This window comes from Embleya sp. NPDC059237 (genome assembly GCF_042754105.1).
Taxonomy (GTDB): domain Bacteria; phylum Actinomycetota; class Actinomycetes; order Streptomycetales; family Streptomycetaceae; genus Embleya.
This window is the reverse complement of the sequence record NZ_JBHZAE010000001.1, coordinates 1585748-1604284: the sequence shown is the minus strand read 5'-3', so window position 1 is coordinate 1604284 and position 18537 is coordinate 1585748. Positions and strand designations below refer to the sequence as shown.

Annotated in this window: 12 protein-coding genes and 1 tRNA gene; 1 reads left to right on the top strand and 12 read right to left on the bottom strand. The window is 72.2% G+C overall.

The features are described from left to right. Positions 1-33: 33 nt before the first annotated feature. Genes ACFXKZ_RS06830 through ACFXKZ_RS06815 form a run of 4 tightly spaced genes read right to left on the bottom strand, consistent with a single transcriptional unit; the run spans position 34 to position 8397 of the window. Positions 34-1293, bottom strand: a complete 1260-nt coding sequence (locus tag ACFXKZ_RS06830; protein ID WP_379997135.1) for a TIGR02679 family protein — start codon at positions 1291-1293, stop codon at positions 34-36. Next, the gene (locus tag ACFXKZ_RS06825; protein ID WP_379997133.1) at positions 1290-5420 is read right to left on the bottom strand and encodes a TIGR02680 family protein; all 4131 of its coding nucleotides are present in this window, start codon (positions 5418-5420) and stop codon (positions 1290-1292) included. Before ACFXKZ_RS06825 ends, ACFXKZ_RS06830 begins: the two co-directional genes overlap by 4 nt. After that, entirely contained in the window at positions 5417-6757 is a 1341-nt protein-coding gene (locus tag ACFXKZ_RS06820; RefSeq protein WP_379997131.1) for a TIGR02678 family protein, read from the bottom strand. Before ACFXKZ_RS06820 ends, ACFXKZ_RS06825 begins: the two co-directional genes overlap by 4 nt. Then, positions 6754-8397 carry a TIGR02677 family protein gene (locus ACFXKZ_RS06815; RefSeq protein ID WP_379997129.1) on the bottom strand — a complete coding sequence of 548 codons (1644 nt, stop codon included), beginning with the start codon at positions 8395-8397 and terminating at the stop codon, positions 6754-6756. Before ACFXKZ_RS06815 ends, ACFXKZ_RS06820 begins: the two co-directional genes overlap by 4 nt. A 199-nt stretch (positions 8398-8596) precedes the next feature. Here ACFXKZ_RS06815 and ACFXKZ_RS06810 point away from each other — a divergent pair. After that, positions 8597-8683: transfer RNA gene (locus tag ACFXKZ_RS06810), tRNA-Leu, on the top strand. Between the two features lie 350 nt (positions 8684-9033). On the opposite strand, the gene ACFXKZ_RS06805 is transcribed toward ACFXKZ_RS06810, so the two are convergent. The 8 genes from ACFXKZ_RS06805 to ACFXKZ_RS06770 all read right to left on the bottom strand — a co-directional run bounded on the left by ACFXKZ_RS06805 (position 9034) and on the right by ACFXKZ_RS06770 (position 18518). Next, positions 9034-9480: a hypothetical protein gene (locus ACFXKZ_RS06805; RefSeq protein WP_379997127.1), complete on the bottom strand. Its 447-nt coding sequence runs from the start codon at positions 9478-9480 to the stop codon at positions 9034-9036. 117 nt (positions 9481-9597) lie between these two features. Then, complete coding sequence (locus tag ACFXKZ_RS06800; RefSeq protein WP_379997125.1) at positions 9598-11145, bottom strand: MFS transporter; 1548 nt, start codon at positions 11143-11145, stop codon at positions 9598-9600. Between the two features lie 179 nt (positions 11146-11324). Continuing rightward, positions 11325-12656 (bottom strand): serine hydrolase domain-containing protein, encoded by a 1332-nt coding sequence (locus ACFXKZ_RS06795; protein WP_379997123.1) that lies wholly within the window; start codon positions 12654-12656, stop codon positions 11325-11327. Positions 12657-12769: 113 nt separating this feature from the next. After that, positions 12770-14284 carry a histidine kinase gene (locus ACFXKZ_RS06790; RefSeq protein ID WP_379997121.1) on the bottom strand — a complete coding sequence of 505 codons (1515 nt, stop codon included), beginning with the start codon at positions 14282-14284 and terminating at the stop codon, positions 12770-12772. A 178-nt stretch (positions 14285-14462) separates the two neighbouring features. Beyond that, entirely contained in the window at positions 14463-15260 is a 798-nt protein-coding gene (locus ACFXKZ_RS06785) for an Asp/Glu racemase (RefSeq protein ID WP_379997119.1), read from the bottom strand. A gap of 99 nt (positions 15261-15359) precedes the next feature. Further along, the gene (locus ACFXKZ_RS06780) at positions 15360-16265 is read right to left on the bottom strand and encodes a fumarylacetoacetate hydrolase family protein (RefSeq protein WP_379997117.1); all 906 of its coding nucleotides are present in this window, start codon (positions 16263-16265) and stop codon (positions 15360-15362) included. Positions 16266-16341: 76 nt separating this feature from the next. Further along, positions 16342-17457, bottom strand: a complete 1116-nt coding sequence (locus ACFXKZ_RS06775; RefSeq protein WP_379997115.1) for a cupin domain-containing protein — start codon at positions 17455-17457, stop codon at positions 16342-16344. Further along, positions 17454-18518 (bottom strand): carbon-nitrogen hydrolase family protein, encoded by a 1065-nt coding sequence (locus ACFXKZ_RS06770; RefSeq protein WP_379997113.1) that lies wholly within the window; start codon positions 18516-18518, stop codon positions 17454-17456. Before ACFXKZ_RS06770 ends, ACFXKZ_RS06775 begins: the two co-directional genes overlap by 4 nt. Positions 18519-18537: the final 19 nt, after the last annotated feature.

Here is an 18537-nt window from a genome sequence, read left to right as displayed (position 1 = left end):
GGCACCGACCACCCCGGCGTACGCGGTCGCCGATCAGCTCGGCAAACCCGTTCGCCCCGTCGCCCGAAGGTCGGCGAGCAGATCGTCCAGCACGGCCTCCTCCTCGACCCGACGGCCCATTTCCCGCATCGCGTCGGCCAGTTCGGGGTCCCAGGCCGCGGTCGTCGGCGTGCCCGTCAGCGGGGTACCGGGCCGCGCGCCGACGGCCGTGAGGTAGTCCGACGCCCGGTATCGCCACGGCTCGACCCGGACGCGTCCGGCCAGACCGGACACGATCCGCAGACCACCCCAGTCGAAATCGCCATGCGCCCGCGCCACCGCGCCATCGGCCGTCAGCGCCGCCAACAACCGCACCGCGGCCGTTCCGGGCTGACCCGATACGCACACCAGCGGTGGGCAATCGGCGCCGATCCCGTGCGCCGCCGCCGCGACCACGGCCGGGTTCTCACACACGAACACCGCGGCCGTCGCGGGCAACGCCGCGGGCGGATCACCGGCGAGCTGACGCAAGGTCAACACCGCCGGCTGTCCGGCCGCGCTCAGGATGGCGAGCGCCCGCCCGGTGGGCGAGGCGGCGTCGCCGGGCAGCCCGAGGGTGAGCACCGTGCTGGACAGATCGTCCTTGAGCAGCCCGACCGCCGCCCAGACCGCCCGCCGCCACTCGGCGCCGCTGCCGGCCGGAATCCCGCCGAGGACTCGCGCCGCCCCGAACACCAAAGTGGTCAACGGACGGTCCTCGTCGAGCGCGTGCGCGTCGGCACGGACCCGGGCCGCGAAGACACCGATCGGCTCGCCCTCGACCGGCAACTCGCCGAGTACCGCGGCGACATCCGTCAACGTGCGGTGGGCCGCCTCGGGCCCGCCACACACGCGCCGCACCAACCCGGACGCCCGGATGTCCGCCGCCCAGAGCGCCAACTCGGGTCGACGGCCCACCAGTTCGTCCAGCGGCCCGAAGGCGTGCGCCCAGGCGCCGCGCTCCGCCGAGGCGACCTCGTGGCGCGGCACCACCGGGCCGGCCAGGATCTCGACGGCCGCCGCGAGACCCGCAGGGCATGCGCCCGATGCGCGCAGGATTCGATCGACCGCCGGCAGCGCGACCGACAACGACCCACCGGAACGCGCCGGTCGACCCAACAACCGTTCCACCGCGGCCCGTTGTCCGGCGGTAGGCATCTTGAGGGTGACCGATCCGTCGAGATCACGGGCGTGTTCGAGGCGGTGGCGCGCCCGGTCCACCAGCCAGGCGAGGTCCGGCCCGCCGAGCAGACGCTCCAGGTGTGTTCCGCTCACGTCCACAGCTCGTCCTGGGTGGCGCCGTCCGAGCCGCCGGGCCGCGGCGCGGGCACCGTCGCGGACAATCCCATCGGCTCGGGATCGACGGCGCGGAACCGGTGTTCGCCGTTCCATTCCCAGCGCGTCACCAGCACCGCCGCGATGTCGTCCACGCGGGACAACTGGGCGATGGCCAGACCCGGCACCTCGGGATAGCAACCCCATTCGCGTTCGCTGGTCATGACCACGTCCAGGTCGAAGGCCGCGAGCAGGCCCAGACATTTGGCCCGCGAGTCGTCGTCCACCCCCGCGAACGCCTCGTCCAGCGTGACCAATCGGGGCGCATACGGGTTGGCCGCAGAGGCGTAGTGCGAGGACGCCGCCGCGAACAGCGGGACCGAGGCGGCGAGCACCCGTTCGCCGCCGGAGGCCGGGCCGGTCGCGGTGCTCCACTGGCCGTGCTGATGCCGCTCGATGCCGAACTCGTGCCACGAACGGTAGTCGAGGGCCGTGGTCAGCTGTTCGACCCAGGTACCGCCGGCGTCCCGGCTGCGCACCCGCGCGATCTCGGCCTGGAGGAACTCGCCGACCGCCGCGCGGTCCTCGGCCGTCCAGGCATCCGCGGTCTGGCGCAGCAGCCGGGCGCGGGCGGCGGCCAGGCCGGTCGGCGCCTCCTTGGCCGGGCGCCACACCAGCCGCAGTTTCATCCCGGTGCTGGTCGGGCGGGCCGCCAGTTCGCCGTTCATCACGGCCACCCGGCGCTCCGCCGCGCCGATCAACTCCTGGAGGGTGCCGGCCACTTCGGAGATCAGGTGGTTCTCCAGGATCTCTCGCTCCCGGGCCGAGAGCAGCCGCCGCCGCGCCTCCACCTCGGCGGCCAGCGAGGTGGCGAGCCCGGCCACGGTCGAGGTGCGACCCTGGAAGAGGACGTCGACGACGACGCCGTCCTCCAGCATGTGTCCGGAGGCGGTGTGGCCGTGCCGGCCGAGGGCGTCCTGGAGGTTCTTCAACTCCTCGGCGACCCGCCGCTGCACCCGCTCCCATGCCTGGTCCGAGTCCTCGATCTGCTCCAACTCGCGCTCGATCCGGCGCGCGAAGCGCACCGACGGGTCGGCGGCCCACGCGGAGTCCGGTGCGGGCACCTCCAGTTCCGGCAACGCCACGGTGAGCAGGCCGGTGCTCGCGAACCGGCGCAGCGCGGCCACCGCTTCGTCCCGGGTGCGCGCGGACTCGGCCACGTCGCGCTCCAGTTGTTCCCGACGGCCCTGGGCGACGCCGCCGGCCTTGACCGCGTCGGTGTGCTCGCGGTGGGCGCGTCGGGTCGCGTCCTCGCACCCTCGCAGGGCCAGGCGGGTCGCGGTCAGTTCGCGTTGGAGTTCGGCGACGGCCGCGCCGACGGTGGCGGCGAGGGTTTCGTGGCCGCTCTCGGCGGCGAGGGCCCGACGCTCTGCCACCGCGGCGCGTTCGCGCAGGTCGCCCGCGTGTACGGCGACCCGTTCGGCCTCCACACGTTCGCTCGCGGCGGCGGCCGAAGCGGCGGTGTGCTCGCGCAACGCGGGCCACAGCGCGGCCAATACCTCGCGATACCGGGCCAGGCCGGCGGATACCGAGGCGAGTTCCTCCGGGGCGGTGGGCAGGCCGGTGTCGACGGCGGCGCGGCGGGCCTCGTCGGCGGCCTCGTCGGCGCGGGTCGCCGCGGCCACCACGTGCCGCTCCTGTTCGGCGCGGCGGGTGTCGAGGGCGGCCAGTCGGGTGCCGGCGGCGGCAACCTGTGCGTGGGCCCGGCGCAACGCCTCGTCGCCCGGTCGGCCCGCCAGTTCGTCGTCGAGTCGGCGCTGACGCGTGGTCACCGCGGCGGTTCGGTCCACGATGTCCGCGCGCCGGACGTCGAGTTCGGCCAGTTCGGCGGCGACGGCCTCGATCCTGGCCCGCCGCGCGCGCTCGCGTGCGCCCGCACCCAGGTATTCGGCGTTCGGCTTGGTCCAGCGGCCGGTCAGCACGCCGAGGGTGAAGGTGCCGTCCGCGGCGACCCGGGTGGCCGCGGCGCTGTCCGGCCCCCAGCCGATGGCGGCCAGCAGGCGGCCCACCATCGCGTCGGGTACCGCGGCGGCCCGCTCGTCGGCACGGTCCACGGCCGGGCTCAGCACATCGCCGAGGGTGGGTCCGGCAACGGGCGGCCCGGGTCGGACCAGCAGCTCGCCGGTGCCCACCGAGGTGGCCGTACCGTCCGGATCCACCCACGCGTCGAGGAGGCCGGATGCCTCGAGGGCCGCCTCGAGGCCGGCCCGGTCCGCGCCGTCGGGCACCGCGTCGGTGAAGTCGACGAGGCGCCACAGGGGGGCGCCCGGGCGCGCCGTGCGCGTGGTGTCGTCGCGGGTGTACGGCGGGCGCGGCGGCCGGGTCCCGCCCGCGCGCAGGTCGGCCAGTTCGGCCCGGAGCCGCCCGGCCTGCCCGTCGACGTCGCGCAGTTCGCCGGCCACGGCGGCGGCCTGCGCCGCGAGCACGGCGTGTCGCTCGCGCGCCGCCGCGTCGGTGGCCACACGGACCGGGTCGGGACCGGCCAACGTGTCCGCCCACACCGTGAGTTCGTCCAGCAGGCCGAGCGGATCCGCCGGTCGCAGTTCGGCGCACTCGGCCAGGTACGCCTGCACGGCCGCGACGAAGGACCGCTTCGCGGCCCGCGTCACGTCGGCGCAGCGCTCGTGCTCCTCGGCCTGGGCCGCGAGTTCGGCCTCGATGTCGGCCAGTCGCTGCCGGGCGACGGTGCGGACGCCGGCGAGCCGCTCGGCGTCGCGATGCAGCCCGGCCAGGAGTTCGACGGTGCGCCGGCGGCGGTCCACCAGATCGTCGGCGGCCCGACGCACCCGGGGTTCGTCGGCTGGCGCGGCGGCCACGTGTTCGGCGTGTGCGGCGGTCAGTATCGCCTGCGCCGCCGCGTCGGCGGCCTCGCGGCGCACGGCGGCGACTTCGCGGACGGCGACGGTCAGTCGCGCGCCGGCGCCGTCCGCGCGCTCGCTCGCGCGCCGTTCGTCCTCGCTCGCGCGCCGCGCGTCCTCCTCGGCCTGGGTCGCGTCCGCCCGGGCGGCACGCGCGGCTTCGGCGGCCCGGTCGAGTTCGCGGGCGCTGCGCATCTCCGGTCCCGCGCGCAGTGCCTCGTCCTTGGCCTGGAGCCGGGCGGCCTCGGCGGTGCACTCGGAGATCAGTTCCTCGGCCGCCGCCACCCGTAGTTCGGCTGCGGCCTCCTCGTCGCCGGCCCGGGTGAATTCGGCGCGCAGCGCGTCGTGGCGGGCGTGTTCGCTGCGCGGTGCGCGGGCCCGCCGACGCGAGGCGACCTTGGCGTAGCGCTGATAGTGCGTCAAAAACGTGGTCGCCGCCTGTTCGGTCTCGGCCATCGCGGCGAGCCGGGCCTGGTCCTCGTCGAGACTGCGGAACGCCTCGGCGACGTCGGCGACCACCGCCTGGTCCATCGGCGCGAGGGCTTCGGTGAGTGCCTTGGACAGGGCCTTCTCGCTGGGCCGCTTGGACAGTTGCGGTTGGCGCAGTTGGATGAGCAGGTCCACCAGCGCGGCGTAGCGCTGTTCCCCGAGGCCGAACAGCGCGTCGTCCACGGCCCGGCGGTAGCCGGCCGCCTGGTCGTGGACCAGCCCGTGGCCGGCCAGTGCCTCGGTGAGGCGGTCCCTGGTCAGCGCGGTGCGGGTGCCGTCGATCAACGACAGGTCCTCGCCGACGCGTTGTGTGGTCACGAAGTACCAGTGCCGGACCACCCCTCGGCCCGCCACCGCCTTGAGCCCGCAGCCGAGGGTGCGGAATTCGACGGTGCCGTCGTCGGCGCGCCTGCCGAATTCGATCCAGGTGTAGCCGAGCCGTTCGCTGTGCGGGTGCTCGCCGCCCAGGAGCAGATTCCATTCCATCCGCTTGCGGGGATCACCGTCGGGTTCGACCCGATGCGCGGACAGGTCGCCGTCGACCAGGAACGGCAGGGTCAGGGCGAGCACCTTGGACTTGCCGGTGCCGTTGTTTCCGCGCAGCAGCAGCCGTCCGTCACGGAAGTGGAACTCCTCGACGTCGTAGTGGAACAGGTCCACCAGGCCGGTGCGCAGCGGTTGCCATCGCTCGCGGGTGGGGTGCGGCAGGATCGGGCTCATCGGCGGCTGCCCTTCGGTGCGGTTCGCCGGGTACGCGGGCCGGGTGCCCTGGCTCCTGGTTCGAGGAGGACGGTCTCGCCGACGGCGTAGCGGGCGAGGGCCGGCAGCGCGACGACGGCGGGTGCGCCCTCGTGGTCGTGGGTTCGGGCGAGCAGTCCGAGGGCGGTCAATCGGCCCACGGCCTGTTCGACCAGTTCGTGCTCCGCGCCCGGTTCGGTCGCGGCCTTGCGCCAGTAGCCGCCGTGTTCACGGGCGAACTCTCTTACCAGTGTGTGGAGTTGGGCGAGGGTGACGATCCGGGCGGATGCGGTGTCGGCCGCGGTGTCGGTGTCGGCTCCGGCATTGGCACCGGTACCGGCACCGGCTCCGGCGGCCAGGCGTTCGGCGAGCAGTAGGGTCACGTGCCCGTCGGTGCCGGTGTCGGGCATCTTGACGTCGGTCAGTTCGTCGTCGGGGTCGACCATGGCGATGCCCTCGGCGCGTACTTCGGCGACGAGGCCGGTCAACTCCGTGATGGCGCCGGTGATGTGCGGACGCTGCTTTTGGAGATAGGCGAGTTCGGCGTCGGGCAGGTCCGCGTAGTACAGGACCGGGTCGTCCAGGAGCGTACGGGTGAGGTGATGGCGGATACGTTGGTTGCGCAGGTCGTCGTTGTCGAGCACGGAGTCGTCGGCGAGCGCCGCGAGTCGGTCCTCGAAGGCGGTGGCGAAAATCGTGGAGGGGCCTTGCCGGGAGCTGAGCAGCCCGGCCAACACGCGGCGTTCGACGTCGTACAACGCGTCCCCCGTGGCTTTGAGATACGCCTCCTCATCACCGGCCACCAGGGTCAGCACGCCGAGGCGAATCAGCAGCCGGACGACGGCCACGAGGTCGGCGCGTTCCTCGCGATTTTCCAGCGTGAACTCCACACCGGCCGCGCCCAGCGCCGGATCGGCGGCGCCGATCACGATCTGTCCGGCCAACCGCCCGAGTGCGATCTGGTGATCCGATCGCTCCAACGCGGCCAGCGCGAGGCACACGAGCACGTACCTGCGGGCCCCGAAGGGCAGTTTCGTGCGTGGATCGCGCGCCGGATGGGTGGCCGAGCGGGAATCGGCGGGGACTTTGTACAGGCGCGCCACCTCGGCGTCCACGTACAGCCGCCAGCCGGTATTGCGTTCGAACCAGGGCCGCAGCTCGGCGGCGAACTGCTGCACGAGCCGGAACTCCTCGCCGCCATCGCCCCGAGCACGCAGCAGGGGTGTGCGCAGCAGGGCTCGTGCGGCCCGGCGCCGCTTGACCCGGCGGTCCTCGTCGAGAGCCGATCCCAGCGCGGTCGTTCCGGGTGGCCTGCTCATGCGCCGATCTCTTCCGTATCGGGGTCGGTCATACCGGGTTCGCCGACCGTGCCGAGGTCGCCGCGCTCGCCGGGCTCGCCGAGGTCGATGATCTCGATCAGGAAGTCGGGGCCGCTGAACACCCCGACGGTGGTGTGTACTTCGGCCCGCGCGTCGTCGTCGGGCAGGGTGAGGTGGATCTCCATCGAGCCGTCGTGGCCGGTGGCGACCACATGTGTGGTCTCGGGGCGCCAGAGCGCGAGCGCGTCACCGAGGAGGTGCAGGAACAGGCCGAAGGTGACGGGATCCAGTTCGGGCAGCCGACCGAGCCGGGTCACCCCGTGGGTGGCGAGCAGGGTCCGCGCCGCCGCGAGTTGCACGCGTTCGCGGTGCGCGTGTTCGGCGAGAAATCGGCGTGCGTCGGATCGGTCCGCGACGCGGTTGGGCTTGCCGCGCCGCTCGTACGATCCGGTCTTGCGCAACTGCGGACTGATGTGGATCGGCGGGGCATCGTGCCACGGGGTGCCGGCGGCGGGCGGATCCTGTTCCCGGGCCGCCAGGGTCTGCGCGTCCACCGTCAGGTGCCGGGCGGCGTGCAATCCGAAGGCCGAGCGCCACAGTCGATGCCGGGCCGCGTCGTCGGGAGCCTGGGCGAACCAGAGCGCGAGGGCCCGAAAGTCGGCCGACCGATCGGAACGGCCCGCGCGGCGCTCGTTGAGGACGCCGACCACGGTGAGCAACTGCGGCACCGCGCTGCGCGCACGACTGCGCAACAGTCGTGCCTGCGACTCGTGCCCGCCTTCGGCGATGAACCACGCCCGCAGGCCGAGCCAGCGCCGGACCCACGTCTCGTACAGCGCGAGGCGCGCGGCGGCCTCCGCACCCTCCGGTTCCGCGTCCACGACGGTCGGATCCGGCGCGGCGTCCCCCGCCTCGCGCTCGGCGGCACCGACCAGGAGTCGCCGCAGCGGCCCGTCGTCCCGGCGCGGGTCGCCCAACTCGTCCAGCAGGCCGGCGATCTGCGCACCACGCGTGACCAGATCGGCGATGAAGCGCTCCAGGTAGTCGATCAGGCGATCCTTGTAGGCCAGGAACACCTCGACATCGGCGTCGTGCAGGTCGATCGTGCGCTGGAGCGACCCCATGAAGGCCCGCGCGTTGTCCGCGAGGTCGTTGAACCGGTGCGTCAGGGTGATCAGCGCGAGGTGAACCTTGCCCTCGTCGAGCCGCTCCGCCGCACCGAACCCGATCAGCGCCCGCAACTGCGTCGCGATGTCCGCCAGCGCCACCGCCTGGAGCGCCCCACGCCGTCCGAGCGCCGCGTCGTACGCGCTCAGCGCCTCCTCGACCGCCTCACCCTCGCGCGTGAGCTGATACAGGTACCGATGCCGATAGAAGTCCTCCACGGACGTCACCCGCCCGGTATCGGCGTCCGCCCGCAGATTCCCCCACCCGGCAAGACTGTCCAGCGCCGCGGCCACCGCCGAAAGCTCCACCCGATCCACGAGCGCGGCCTGCACGTCCTCGGGTCGCAGGTGCACCAGGAACCGCTGCTTGGCCTCGACGAAGACCCCCATGATCGCCCGATACAACGCACTGTGCTGCTGCGCGGTCAGGTAGGTGAAGGGCCTTCGACTCACGACCTCGTCGTCACTCGACATCGCCAACCATTGTGCCGCACGCCATCCCCCGAACGGCCCCTGGCGCACCCTGGCGAACCCGCCCACCCACCCCTGAGCCCACCCCACCCGCCCACCCCCCAAGCCCCAGGTCAGCCCCACATCCGCCCCGGTCCGGCCCCCCTGCGGATCTTTGATATGGTTCTCCACGTCGCCGCGCAAACCACAGGGCGACCACCCGGTCCGGGTGGCGGAATTGGCAGACGCGCTAGCTTGAGGTGCTAGTGCCCGAAAGGGCTTGGGGGTTCAAGTCCCCCCTCGGACACCACGAGAGACCCCTGTTGATCAGGGGTTTTTCTGCTTTCCGCCCCATGGTGTGACCAACCATGTGACCAACCGGGCCGAGACTTCCCAGGTCGGATGAGCGACCCGAGGATAAGCCGGTTCCCCCTCGAAGCGGCAAGTACCTCGGTGCCTTCGGAGCGACGCCTGCCGTAGCGGCTCATGGGTGTAGCCGGGCGAGTCTCGCCTACGCCGACGATTGCGCGTGTGGACACGCGTCGATGGGGTCCGCTGAACCCCGCGCAACACGGACCAGGGGCGTGGCACAAGCCGCTGCACGGGATTCTGATCGACCGATGGAACGCCGGGCGGGACACCGGCCCGGGGGCCGGTTGGTCAGGGTTGGGGTGGTGGGGGGTTTTCGGAGGGGGGTGGGGTTTGCGCGTGGAAAGTTACGCCGGAGAAGTTGTGGCCCTGGAGGACCGGGCCGTGTTGGGTGCCGCCGGTGATGGTGTTGGTCACCTGGGTGGTGGTGGGTGTCCCGGTGAGTGGGGTCAGTTCGTCGAGTAGGGCTTGTAGGTCGGCTGCCGCTGTCGGGTCGGCCTGGAGGGCTCGGCGCAGGCGGGTTCGCCATTCGGCTTCGATGTCGGCCGCCACGATGTCGTTGCCCTCTGCGCGGGCCGTGGTCAACTCGCCCTGAGCGGCGTCGAGTTCGTGTTCCGTGGTGGATGGTTCGGAGCCGGTTCTGGTGAAGAAGGCGGTCAGGCGGTTGCGGGCCTGGGTCCAGGATTCGGAGACCATCAGGCCCACCATCGTGGTTGCTCCGGATGCTGCCAGCGTCATCAGTTCGGCTTCCATCGGGCCCCCGTCGTCGTTGCCGCTACGCGAGTGATACGCCGTGTACGCATTGTCGCGCAGCGGCGGGCCGGTGCGCGGCCGGTCGGGCGAATACGTCGTCGGTCAGCCGGGAGGGGGTTGGCCGGAGCCCTGGAGGCGTTCCAGGTCGGAGGCGCGGACCTGGATGACGAACAGGGCGATCACCGCGGCGACCACCGCGAAGATCGCGGCCACGATGAAGGCCGCGGAGACGCCGCTCGTGAGCACCTGGTCGCTCCACGGCGCGGGCAGCACACCGGTGCGGTCGAACTCGGCCCGCTGCGCCGGGGTGGCCTGGGCGAGGAAGGCCGGGACCTGGTCCTTGGCCTCGTTGCGGTTGGCCGTGCCGAACACGGTGACCAGGATCGACAACCCGAGCGAACCGCCCACCTGCTGCATCGCGTTGAGCAGCCCGGAGGCCGCGCCCGAGTCGCGGGCCCGCACACCGGAGACCGCCATCAGCGTCAGGGACACGAACTGCATGCCCATGCCCACGCCGAACACCAGCGTCGGCCCGAGGATGCTGCCCAGGTAGGTGCTGTGCACATCGGTCCGGGTGAGCCAGCCCAGCCCCGCCGCCGCGAGCAGCGCGCCGACGACCATGAACGGCTTGGGTCCGTAGCGCGGCAGCAGCTGCGAGGCGAATCCCGCGCCGACCGCGATCACCGCGCTGATCGGCAGGAACGCGAGCCCGGTCCGGAGCGGGCTGAAGCCCAGCACGTCCTGGACCCACAGGGTCAGGAAGAAGAACATCCCGAAGATCGCGGCCGCCAGGCACAACATGATGCCGTACGTACCGGCCCGGTTACGGTCGGCGAACATCTTCAGCGGGGTGATCGGCTGCCGCGAGTTGCGCTCGATCGAGATGAAGAGCGCGAGCAACACCACGGCCGCCGCGAACGCGCCCAGGGTGAACGCGTCGCGCCACCCCTCCTGCGCGGCCCGGATGAAGCCGTAGACGAGCGAGCTGATGCCCAGCGTGGAGGTGAGCGCGCCGAGCAGGTCGAAGTGCCCCGGATGGCGCTCGGATTCCCGAATGTAGCGCGGCGTGGCCAGCGCCAGCAGCACCCCGATCGGCACGTTGACGAAGAACACCCACCGCCAGTTCAGCCACTCGACCAGGACCCCGCCCGCGAGCAGCCCGATCGCGCCACCACCGGCGGAGACCGCCGCGAACACCCCGAACGCCCGGTTGCGGGCCGGGCCTTCGGGAAACGTGGTGGTGATCAGGGCGAGCGCGGTGGGCGAGGCGATGGCGCCGCCGACGCCCTGGAGCGCGCGGGCGGCGAGCAACTCCGGGGCGCTTTGCGCGAGTCCGCCGAGCAACGAGGCGACCGCGAACAACAACACGCCGAAGATGAACACCCTGCGCCTGCCCAGGATGTCGCCCGCGCGCCCGCCGAGCAGCAGCAGCCCGCCGAAGGTCAGCGTGTAAGCGTTGAGCACCCAGGACAGGCCGGTGGTGGAGAAGTCCAACGACCGCTGGATGTGCGGCAGGGCGATGTTCACGATGGTGATGTCCAGGACCACCATCAACTGGCAGGAGGCGATCACCGCGAGCGCCGCGCCGTTGCCGCCGCTTCGCTTCGGTGCGGCGGCGGTCTGCGAGGGTGTCGCGTTCGGATGCGCCATGGTGTGTCCTGCGAGGCGAGGGGCTTGCCGGCCGAGGCGTCGAGGCGTCGAGGCGACGCCCGCCTGCGGTGCGGGCCGTACGGAACGGACCCACTCGTTCGACCGTAAACCCGCACCGGCCGGCCCACCACCGGGCACCGCGCGGGGTCGGGGTGGCGAACCCGCGCGGTGGAATGGGGTCAGGACGTCCTGGGGGTGGCGCGCACGCCCATGTGCAGGTACTGGCTGCCGTCGGCGAGACGGTAGAAGACCACGTTGTCCCACAACGTGGCGCCCTCGCGCTGCCCGACGAACGTGGTCTCGTCGACCGGGGTGAGCGTCAATTCCATGTCCGGCGAGATGTCGGCCAGCTCGCCGGTGGTCTGGATGAGCATGTGCAGCCGACCGTCCCGGACCGAGATGGTGGTGCGGTTGCCCACCCGCTCGTAGATGCCGGCGTACTGCTCGACGTCCACCTCGACCGGGGTCTGCGGCGGGCCCAGCTGCGGCGACATGGTGATGCCGGCCAGCGTGGCGAACAGCTCGCCGCCGAGCGCGCGTTGCAGTGCCGAGGTCTCGCCGCCGTTGGCCAACAGGCACACCACGGTGCCGGTGTCGGGTACCACCCACAACATCGCCGACTGGCCGATGGTGTTGCCCGCGTGCATGATCACCCGGTGGCCGGACCACTCGTCGAGGATCCACCCGATCCCCCACTGCGGCGCCAGCGTGTACGGGTTCGGCAGGTCCACCTGCGGCTCGGTCATCCCCGTCGGCTCGGCCAGCAGCTCGGTACCCAGGTGCGCCCGGCCGAAGGCGACCACGTCGCTCGCCCGCGCGCAGATCAGGCCGGCCGGCCCCATCGCCCGCGGCAGGCCCCATACGGAGGTCGGCTTGCCGTCCTCCACGTGCCCCGTCGCCGCGCCGAAGCGCAGCACGTCCTCGGGCAGCGTCCAGGTGTGGGTCAGGCCCAGGGGCTCGCAGATCTGCTCGCGCAGCGCCGCGTCCCAGGTCTTGCCGGTCAGCCGCTCGACGATCCGGCCGGCGATCACGAAGCCTGTGTTGCAGTAGGAGAAGCTCTCCCCGATCGGGTGGTTCTGGGTCAGGTCCGCGCAGGCCGCGACGTACTTCTCCAGACAGTCGTCGCCGCGCCCGGTGTCCAGGAACAGGTCGCCGTCTATGCCGGAAGTGTGCGTCAGCAGCTGCCGCACCGTCACCGACTTCGTCACCTCGGCGTCGGCGACCTTGAACTCGGGGAGCAGGTCGACGACCGGGGTGTCCAGGGTGAGCCGGCCCTGCTCGGCGAGGAGCATCAGCTGGGTGGCGGTCCAGACTTTGCTCACCGAGCCGATCTGGAACAGCGAGTCGATCGAGACGGGCGTACCGGTGTCCTGGTTGAGCACACCGGCGGCGAAGCTGTGCACCTCGCCGCCGTGCCAGAACGCGAGGCTCGCACCCGGCACGTCGTATTCGGCGATCAGCTCGGCGAGGCGGGCGTTCCAGTGCGCGGTGTCGACGACGGTTCCGGTCATGAGGCCTTCTTTCACGGGAGTCCGGAGGCGTACGGGCACGCTACGCGGACGGCGCCCCGCTGCTGATGGCCACGACAACGAACCCGAGCGCCGGTGTTCGTGCGAACGCACAATCAGCGGTCGCGGTCGCCCTGCCCCGCCCGGACCAGGCCGGATTCGTACGCCACGACCACCGCCTGGGCCCGGTCCCGCACGTCGAGCTTGGTCAGCAGGTCCGCCTCCCGTCGCTCCAGACCGGCCGGCTCCACCCGAATCGCCGCGGCGATCTCGCCGTCGGCCTTGCCGGTCGCGAACAGGCGCAGCAGCGCCACCTCGGCCGGACTGAGCCGGGCCAGCCGCTCAGGCTCGGACGTGGGGCCGGCACCCGCCGGCTGCGTCGGCGCGGGCGCCGGCTCCGGCTCCTCCCCCGCCAGCGGCAACATTGCCGCGACCCGGAATCCGCCGTCGGCCACCCGCCCCGCCTCGAACGACCCGCCGTGCACCGCCACCCGCTCACGCATCCCGACCAGCCCGTGCCCACCACCGGTCATCGCATGGTCGCCGACGACCACCTCGCCGCCCCCGTCGTCGCGGATCTCCACGGCGACCGCCCCCGGCAGGTATTCCAGCCGCACCGTCGCCGTCGCCCCGTCCCCCGCGTGCTTGCGGGCGTTGGTCAGCGCCTCCTGGGTGATCCGGTACACCGCCAGCCCCACCGGCAGCGGCAGCGTGCGCGGCGCGCCCAGCACGCGCAGCTCGGTGGGCAGCCCGGCCAGGCAGGATTCGGCGATCAGCCGGGCCAGGTCGTCCACGCCGGGCTGCGGGGCCACCGAGGCCGCCTGGTCCGGGTCGTGGTCGCTGCGCAGTACACCGAGCAACTGCCGCATCTCGCCGAGCGCGACCCGGCCGGACGCCTCCAGGGTGAGCAGCGCGGCGCGGGCCGCCTCCGGGTCGCGGTCCAGGCTGGCCCGGGCACCGCCGGACATCAGGTGCATCGTGGTGATGTGGTGCGCCACGATGTCGTGCAGTTCGCGGGCGATCCGGCGGCGCTCGTCGGACAGCGCCCGCTCTGCCAGCAGCGCGCGGTTGACCTCGACCTGCCCCTGCCAGTGCCGTACCGCGGCGCTGACCCCGAGCACGAGGAGGACCGCCACGAGGTCGCCGCTGAACAGCCACAGGAAGGACTCCGACGCGCGTTGATATCCCGACGCCGTGGCCGCCAGCGTGGCCAAGGCCGCGAGCACCACCGTCCGGGTCCGACCGGCCAGGCCGACCGTGTACAACGCGACGGCCAGCGCGATACCGAAACGTTGCGGCACCGCCAGGAGCACGTTGAGCACCACCACCAACGTGAGTACGAACGACAACACGCCGATCGGCGACCGGCGGCGCGCGAGCAGACTCGCGGCCGACGCGAGCATGAACAGCGTGCCGACGACCCGCTCCCCCGGTCCGGCGGAGGGCATGGTGATGAGGAACCCGAAGGTGTCCACGGCCGCCGCCACCAGGCAGATCACGAGGTCGGCCCGGGTGATGCCGAGGAATGTCCACCGGCCGGGGGCCGACCCCGGGGTCGATGTCGTGACGGCGAGGTCGCGCCCGGTGACGGCCCGGCCGAGCGCGGCCCAGGAGTCGGGGCCGAAGCCCATCCGGGGCCTCCTTCCATGGGGAACGGCGTGCCAGTATTCCACTGTGGTGGAATACGCACGAATCGCCGCAATACCGCCCGCTACGTGCGGCGCGTGAATCCCCATGGATATGCCCTCTGCGCCCCGGATCCGCACACCGCGGGGCCGGGGCGCGGAGGGTCCGCGGAAGGCTCGCGGGTCAGGCCCCCGCCGCCGCGCTGCCCGCCCCCAGGGGCGCGTCGGCGAAGGCCCCCGACAGCAGGTGTCCGGCGCCCGGCGCGAAGGCCGGCAGGTCGAGTGCGCGGAGCATCTGGTGCACCGTGCACACCGCCGCCGAGACGACCGGCTTGCCCAGCCGCTGTTCGGCGTCCTCGATCGCGGCGAGCGACGGCATCTGTACGCACGCCGACAACACCACCGCGTCCGCGTCGGCGTGTTCGAGTCGGTCCGCGATGTCGGGCAGGCGCAGCGGGTCGTGCGCGGCCACGTCGAGGTTGTCCGGGATCTCCAACGCCTCGAAATCGAGCACCTCGATCCCCTCGTGCCCGAGGTACTCCACCACCGTGCGGGTCAGCGGCAGCATGTACGGCGCGACCAGCGCGACCTTGCGCGCGCCGATGGTGTGCAGCCCGTGCACGAGGGCGCCGGCGCTGGTGACCACGGGCGCGGGCGCGCCGTTCTCGACGGTGCGCCCGTGCAGGCGTTCCTCGGAGACCCGGTGGTAGCCGAGTCCCATGCTCATGATCGCCACCAGACACGCGTAGCCGAGCACGTCCACCCGCGCGTCGGACAGTTCGACGGCGCACCGGTCGGAATCGGCGTCCATCGCGGCCAGTTGCTCGGGGGTGACGTGGGTCATCCGCATCCGGCTGGAGTGGAACGTGAAGCGCTCCGGGGCGACCGTCTCGCGGGCCCGCAGGATCGCGGGCACCTCGGTTTCCATCGTGACATTGGAACTCGGCACGATCTGGCCGACGCGGTAGGGGTGTTGACGCACGGGAGGGGCCTCCTGCTGGTGCCGGGAATGCTGATGCCGGGAATGCCGGTGCCGGGGATGCCGGTGCCGAAAAGAGCGAGCGGGCGGGGCGGGTTCGGGTCAGCGGGCGTCGATCACCGGGTTGGTCAGCGTGCCGATGCGCTCGACGGTCGCCTCGACCACGTCGCCCGGCCGCAGGTATTGCGGCGGGACCTGGGCCGCGCCGACCCCGGACGGCGAGCCGGTGGAGATCACGTCGCCGGGCTCCAGGGTCATCCCGGACGAGATGTCGGCGATCAGCCGGGGGATGTCGAACAACATGTGCCGGGTGTTGGACTTCTGCTTGACGTCGCCGTTGACCCGCAGCGACAGGTCGAGGTTCTGTGCGTCGGGGATCTCGTCGGCGGTGACCACGGCCGGGCCGAACGGGGCGTAGGAGTCCTGACCCTTGGAGAAGAACCACTGCCCGGAGCGGCGCTGGTCCCGGGCGCTGATGTCGTTCATGATGCTGTAGCCGAATACGTGGTCCCACGCGTCGGCTTCGCTCACCTTGTAGGCGGTTCGGCCGATCACCACGGCGAGTTCGCATTCCCAGTCGAGCTGTGCGGTCAGGTCCGCGTTGTGCAGGATCGGCGCGCCGGGGCCGGTGACCGCGGTGGCGGGCTTGCCGAACAGCACCGGACGGTCCGGGAGTTCCTTCGCGGTGTCGAGGGTGCGACTGGACTCGGCCACGTGTTCGACGTAGTTGAGTCCGATGCCGATGATCTTCCCGGGGCGCAGCGGCGCGAGCAGCCGCACCTCGCCGCCGGCGTGCACGGTGCCGGCCGGGCGGTCGGCGGGCGCGCCGGCGAGCAGTTCGCGCGCGGTGTCGAGCGCGTCGGCGCCCGCCCGGACGAACGACAGCAGGTCGCCGGGGAGTTCGACGCCCGCGGCGGCGGCCAGGGCGGCCAGGTCCGTCACGTGCGCGCCGTCCTCGGCGCCCAGGCGGGGCGACGAGTCGCCGACGGTGTAGGTGACCAGGCGCATGGGGTGTCCTCACTGTCTTGCGTCCGGGCGGCGCGGTCGCGGCGCCTCGGGTGGTGGGTTTGCGGGATGAACCGGCTCAGCCGGCCGGCGTCGGCTGGTGGCCGTCGTTGTCGACGTAGGCCTCTTCGCGGAAGAAGCCCAGCGAGCGCATCACGGGGAAGTCGTTGAACGAGAACAACACCGCGTCCTCGCCCTGGTCGAGGTTGGCGTGCTCGTGCCAGGCCCACGCGGGCACCGCGAACACGTCGCCCTCGTGCCATTCGAACCGCTGCCCGGCCACGATCGAGACGCCGTGGCCCTTGGCCGCGGTGTAGACGACCGAGCCGGTGTGCCGGTGTGCCTTCGTCGCCTGGCCGGCGCGCAGAAGTTGGATGTGCGCGCTCATCGTGGGCATCACCGAGCCGCCGGTCGCGGGGTTGGTGTACTCCATGATCAGGCCGTCGTACGGCGATCCCTCACTCGCCTTGGCCAGGTCGAGCAGCGCCTGGTAGGTGGGTTCCCACGGCCAGGCGAGCAGCGGCGAGTAGGGCCGGGTCCACCGTTCGACGCCGTACGGCACGAGGTTGCCGCCATAGGTCAGGACGGAGGAGTTCACCACCTTGCCGGGCACCTGGTAGACGTCCGGGTGGACCTCGTAGAAGCCCGCGTCGAGCGCGTTGACCAGCGGGATGTCCAGGCCGTCCTGCCAGATCACCGGCGTGTCGTCGGACTCGTTGCCGTGTTCGTGCCAGGTCCCGTTCGGGGTGATCGCGAAGTCGCGGGCGCCGACCCGCAGTTTCTCGCCGTCGACGATCGTCCAGGCGCCGGTGCCCTCCAGGACGAACCGCAGCGCGGCGGCCTGGTGGCGGTGTGCGGTCATCGACTCGCCGGGGCCCATGATCTGCAGGCCGGTGTACAGCAGGCCCGCGGCGGCGCTGATGTCCCGGCGGCCGGGGTTGACCAGCATGACCACCCGGCGTCCGGCGTCGTCGGCCTTGACCAGGTCGAGCGCCTTGCGGACCAGCGGGCGCAGTTCGGCGTAGCGCCACAGGGTGGGCACCGACTTGGGCTGCGGGTACCAGGGTTCGATCTCGTTCGCCACGGTCCACAGCGCGCCGGCCTCGCGTTCGGCCAACTCGGCGTAGTAGGCGCTCAGTTCCGGGGTGTCGGTGACTCGGGCCCGGCCCAGCATGTTGTCGTCCTGAGTGGTCATGTCTCCTCCTCGGGTACGGGGGTGGCGGCGGGGGCGAGGGGCGGCGCGGCGGTGGGGTCGTGGGTGAACGTGATCGGGGACCGGGGCCGGTTGTCCACGTTCAGCGCGAAGACGTCGAAGCGGTTGTAGTGGCCGACGATGTCGTGCATCTGCTTGGGCTGGATGCACCTGGCGAGGTCGATGTCGGCGTAGACGATGCCCTCGTCGTCGATCAGCGGCTCGCCGATGGGGCGCCCGTCCGGGCCGAACACGCCCGAATAGGCGCTGCGTTCGCGGCCCAGCTGCTTGCGCACCTCGTCGTCGCCGCCGGCGATGGCGTCGACGATCTCGGGCGAGATGGTCGAGCAGGCGACCACCGAGAAGACCTTGCCCTCGAAGCTGTGCGCGGCGGTGCGGACCGCAATCGCGTCGGCCATGTCGTAGTCGGCGGGCGCCACGGGCAGCGCGATGTAGCTCGCGGCGTGCACGAGTTCGCCCTGGGCGAGCAGGGTGAAGCGGGCCAGCGTGTTGGTGTTCTCGCCGCACGCGAGCACGCCGAGCGGGCCGATCCCGGTCGGGTGCACGCGCAGCGAGCTGCCGTCGCCGCCGGTCCAGGTCAGCTTCTCCGCCCAGGTGGGCACCAACTTGCGGTGCACCCCGATCAGTTCGCCGTCGGCGTCGATGGTCAGCATGGTGTTGTAGAGCACGCCCATGCTGTGCGGGCCGCGCTCGTTGACGCCGATCACCACCACCGCGCCGGCCGCCCGGGCCGCCGCGCGCAGCGTTTCCACGTGCGGGCCCGGCACGTCCACCGAGGACCGGTACAGGCGTTCGTACCAGGGCGAGCCCTGGACCGGGTTCATCGTCCAGTTCCAGTACGGGTATCCGGGGACGAACACCTCGGGGAAGACGATCAGTTCGGCGCCGTTGCCGGCGGCCTCGCGGATCAGCGCGACCGCCTTGGCCACGGTGGCGGCGGCGTCCAGGTAGACCGGCGCGGCCTGGACGGCGGCGGCCTTGAACCGGGGCGGGTTGTCGCGTTGTGCGCCGGTGAGCACGATCGGTGGGGTGGGACCTGTCATGGCGGGCTCCTCGTGGTGC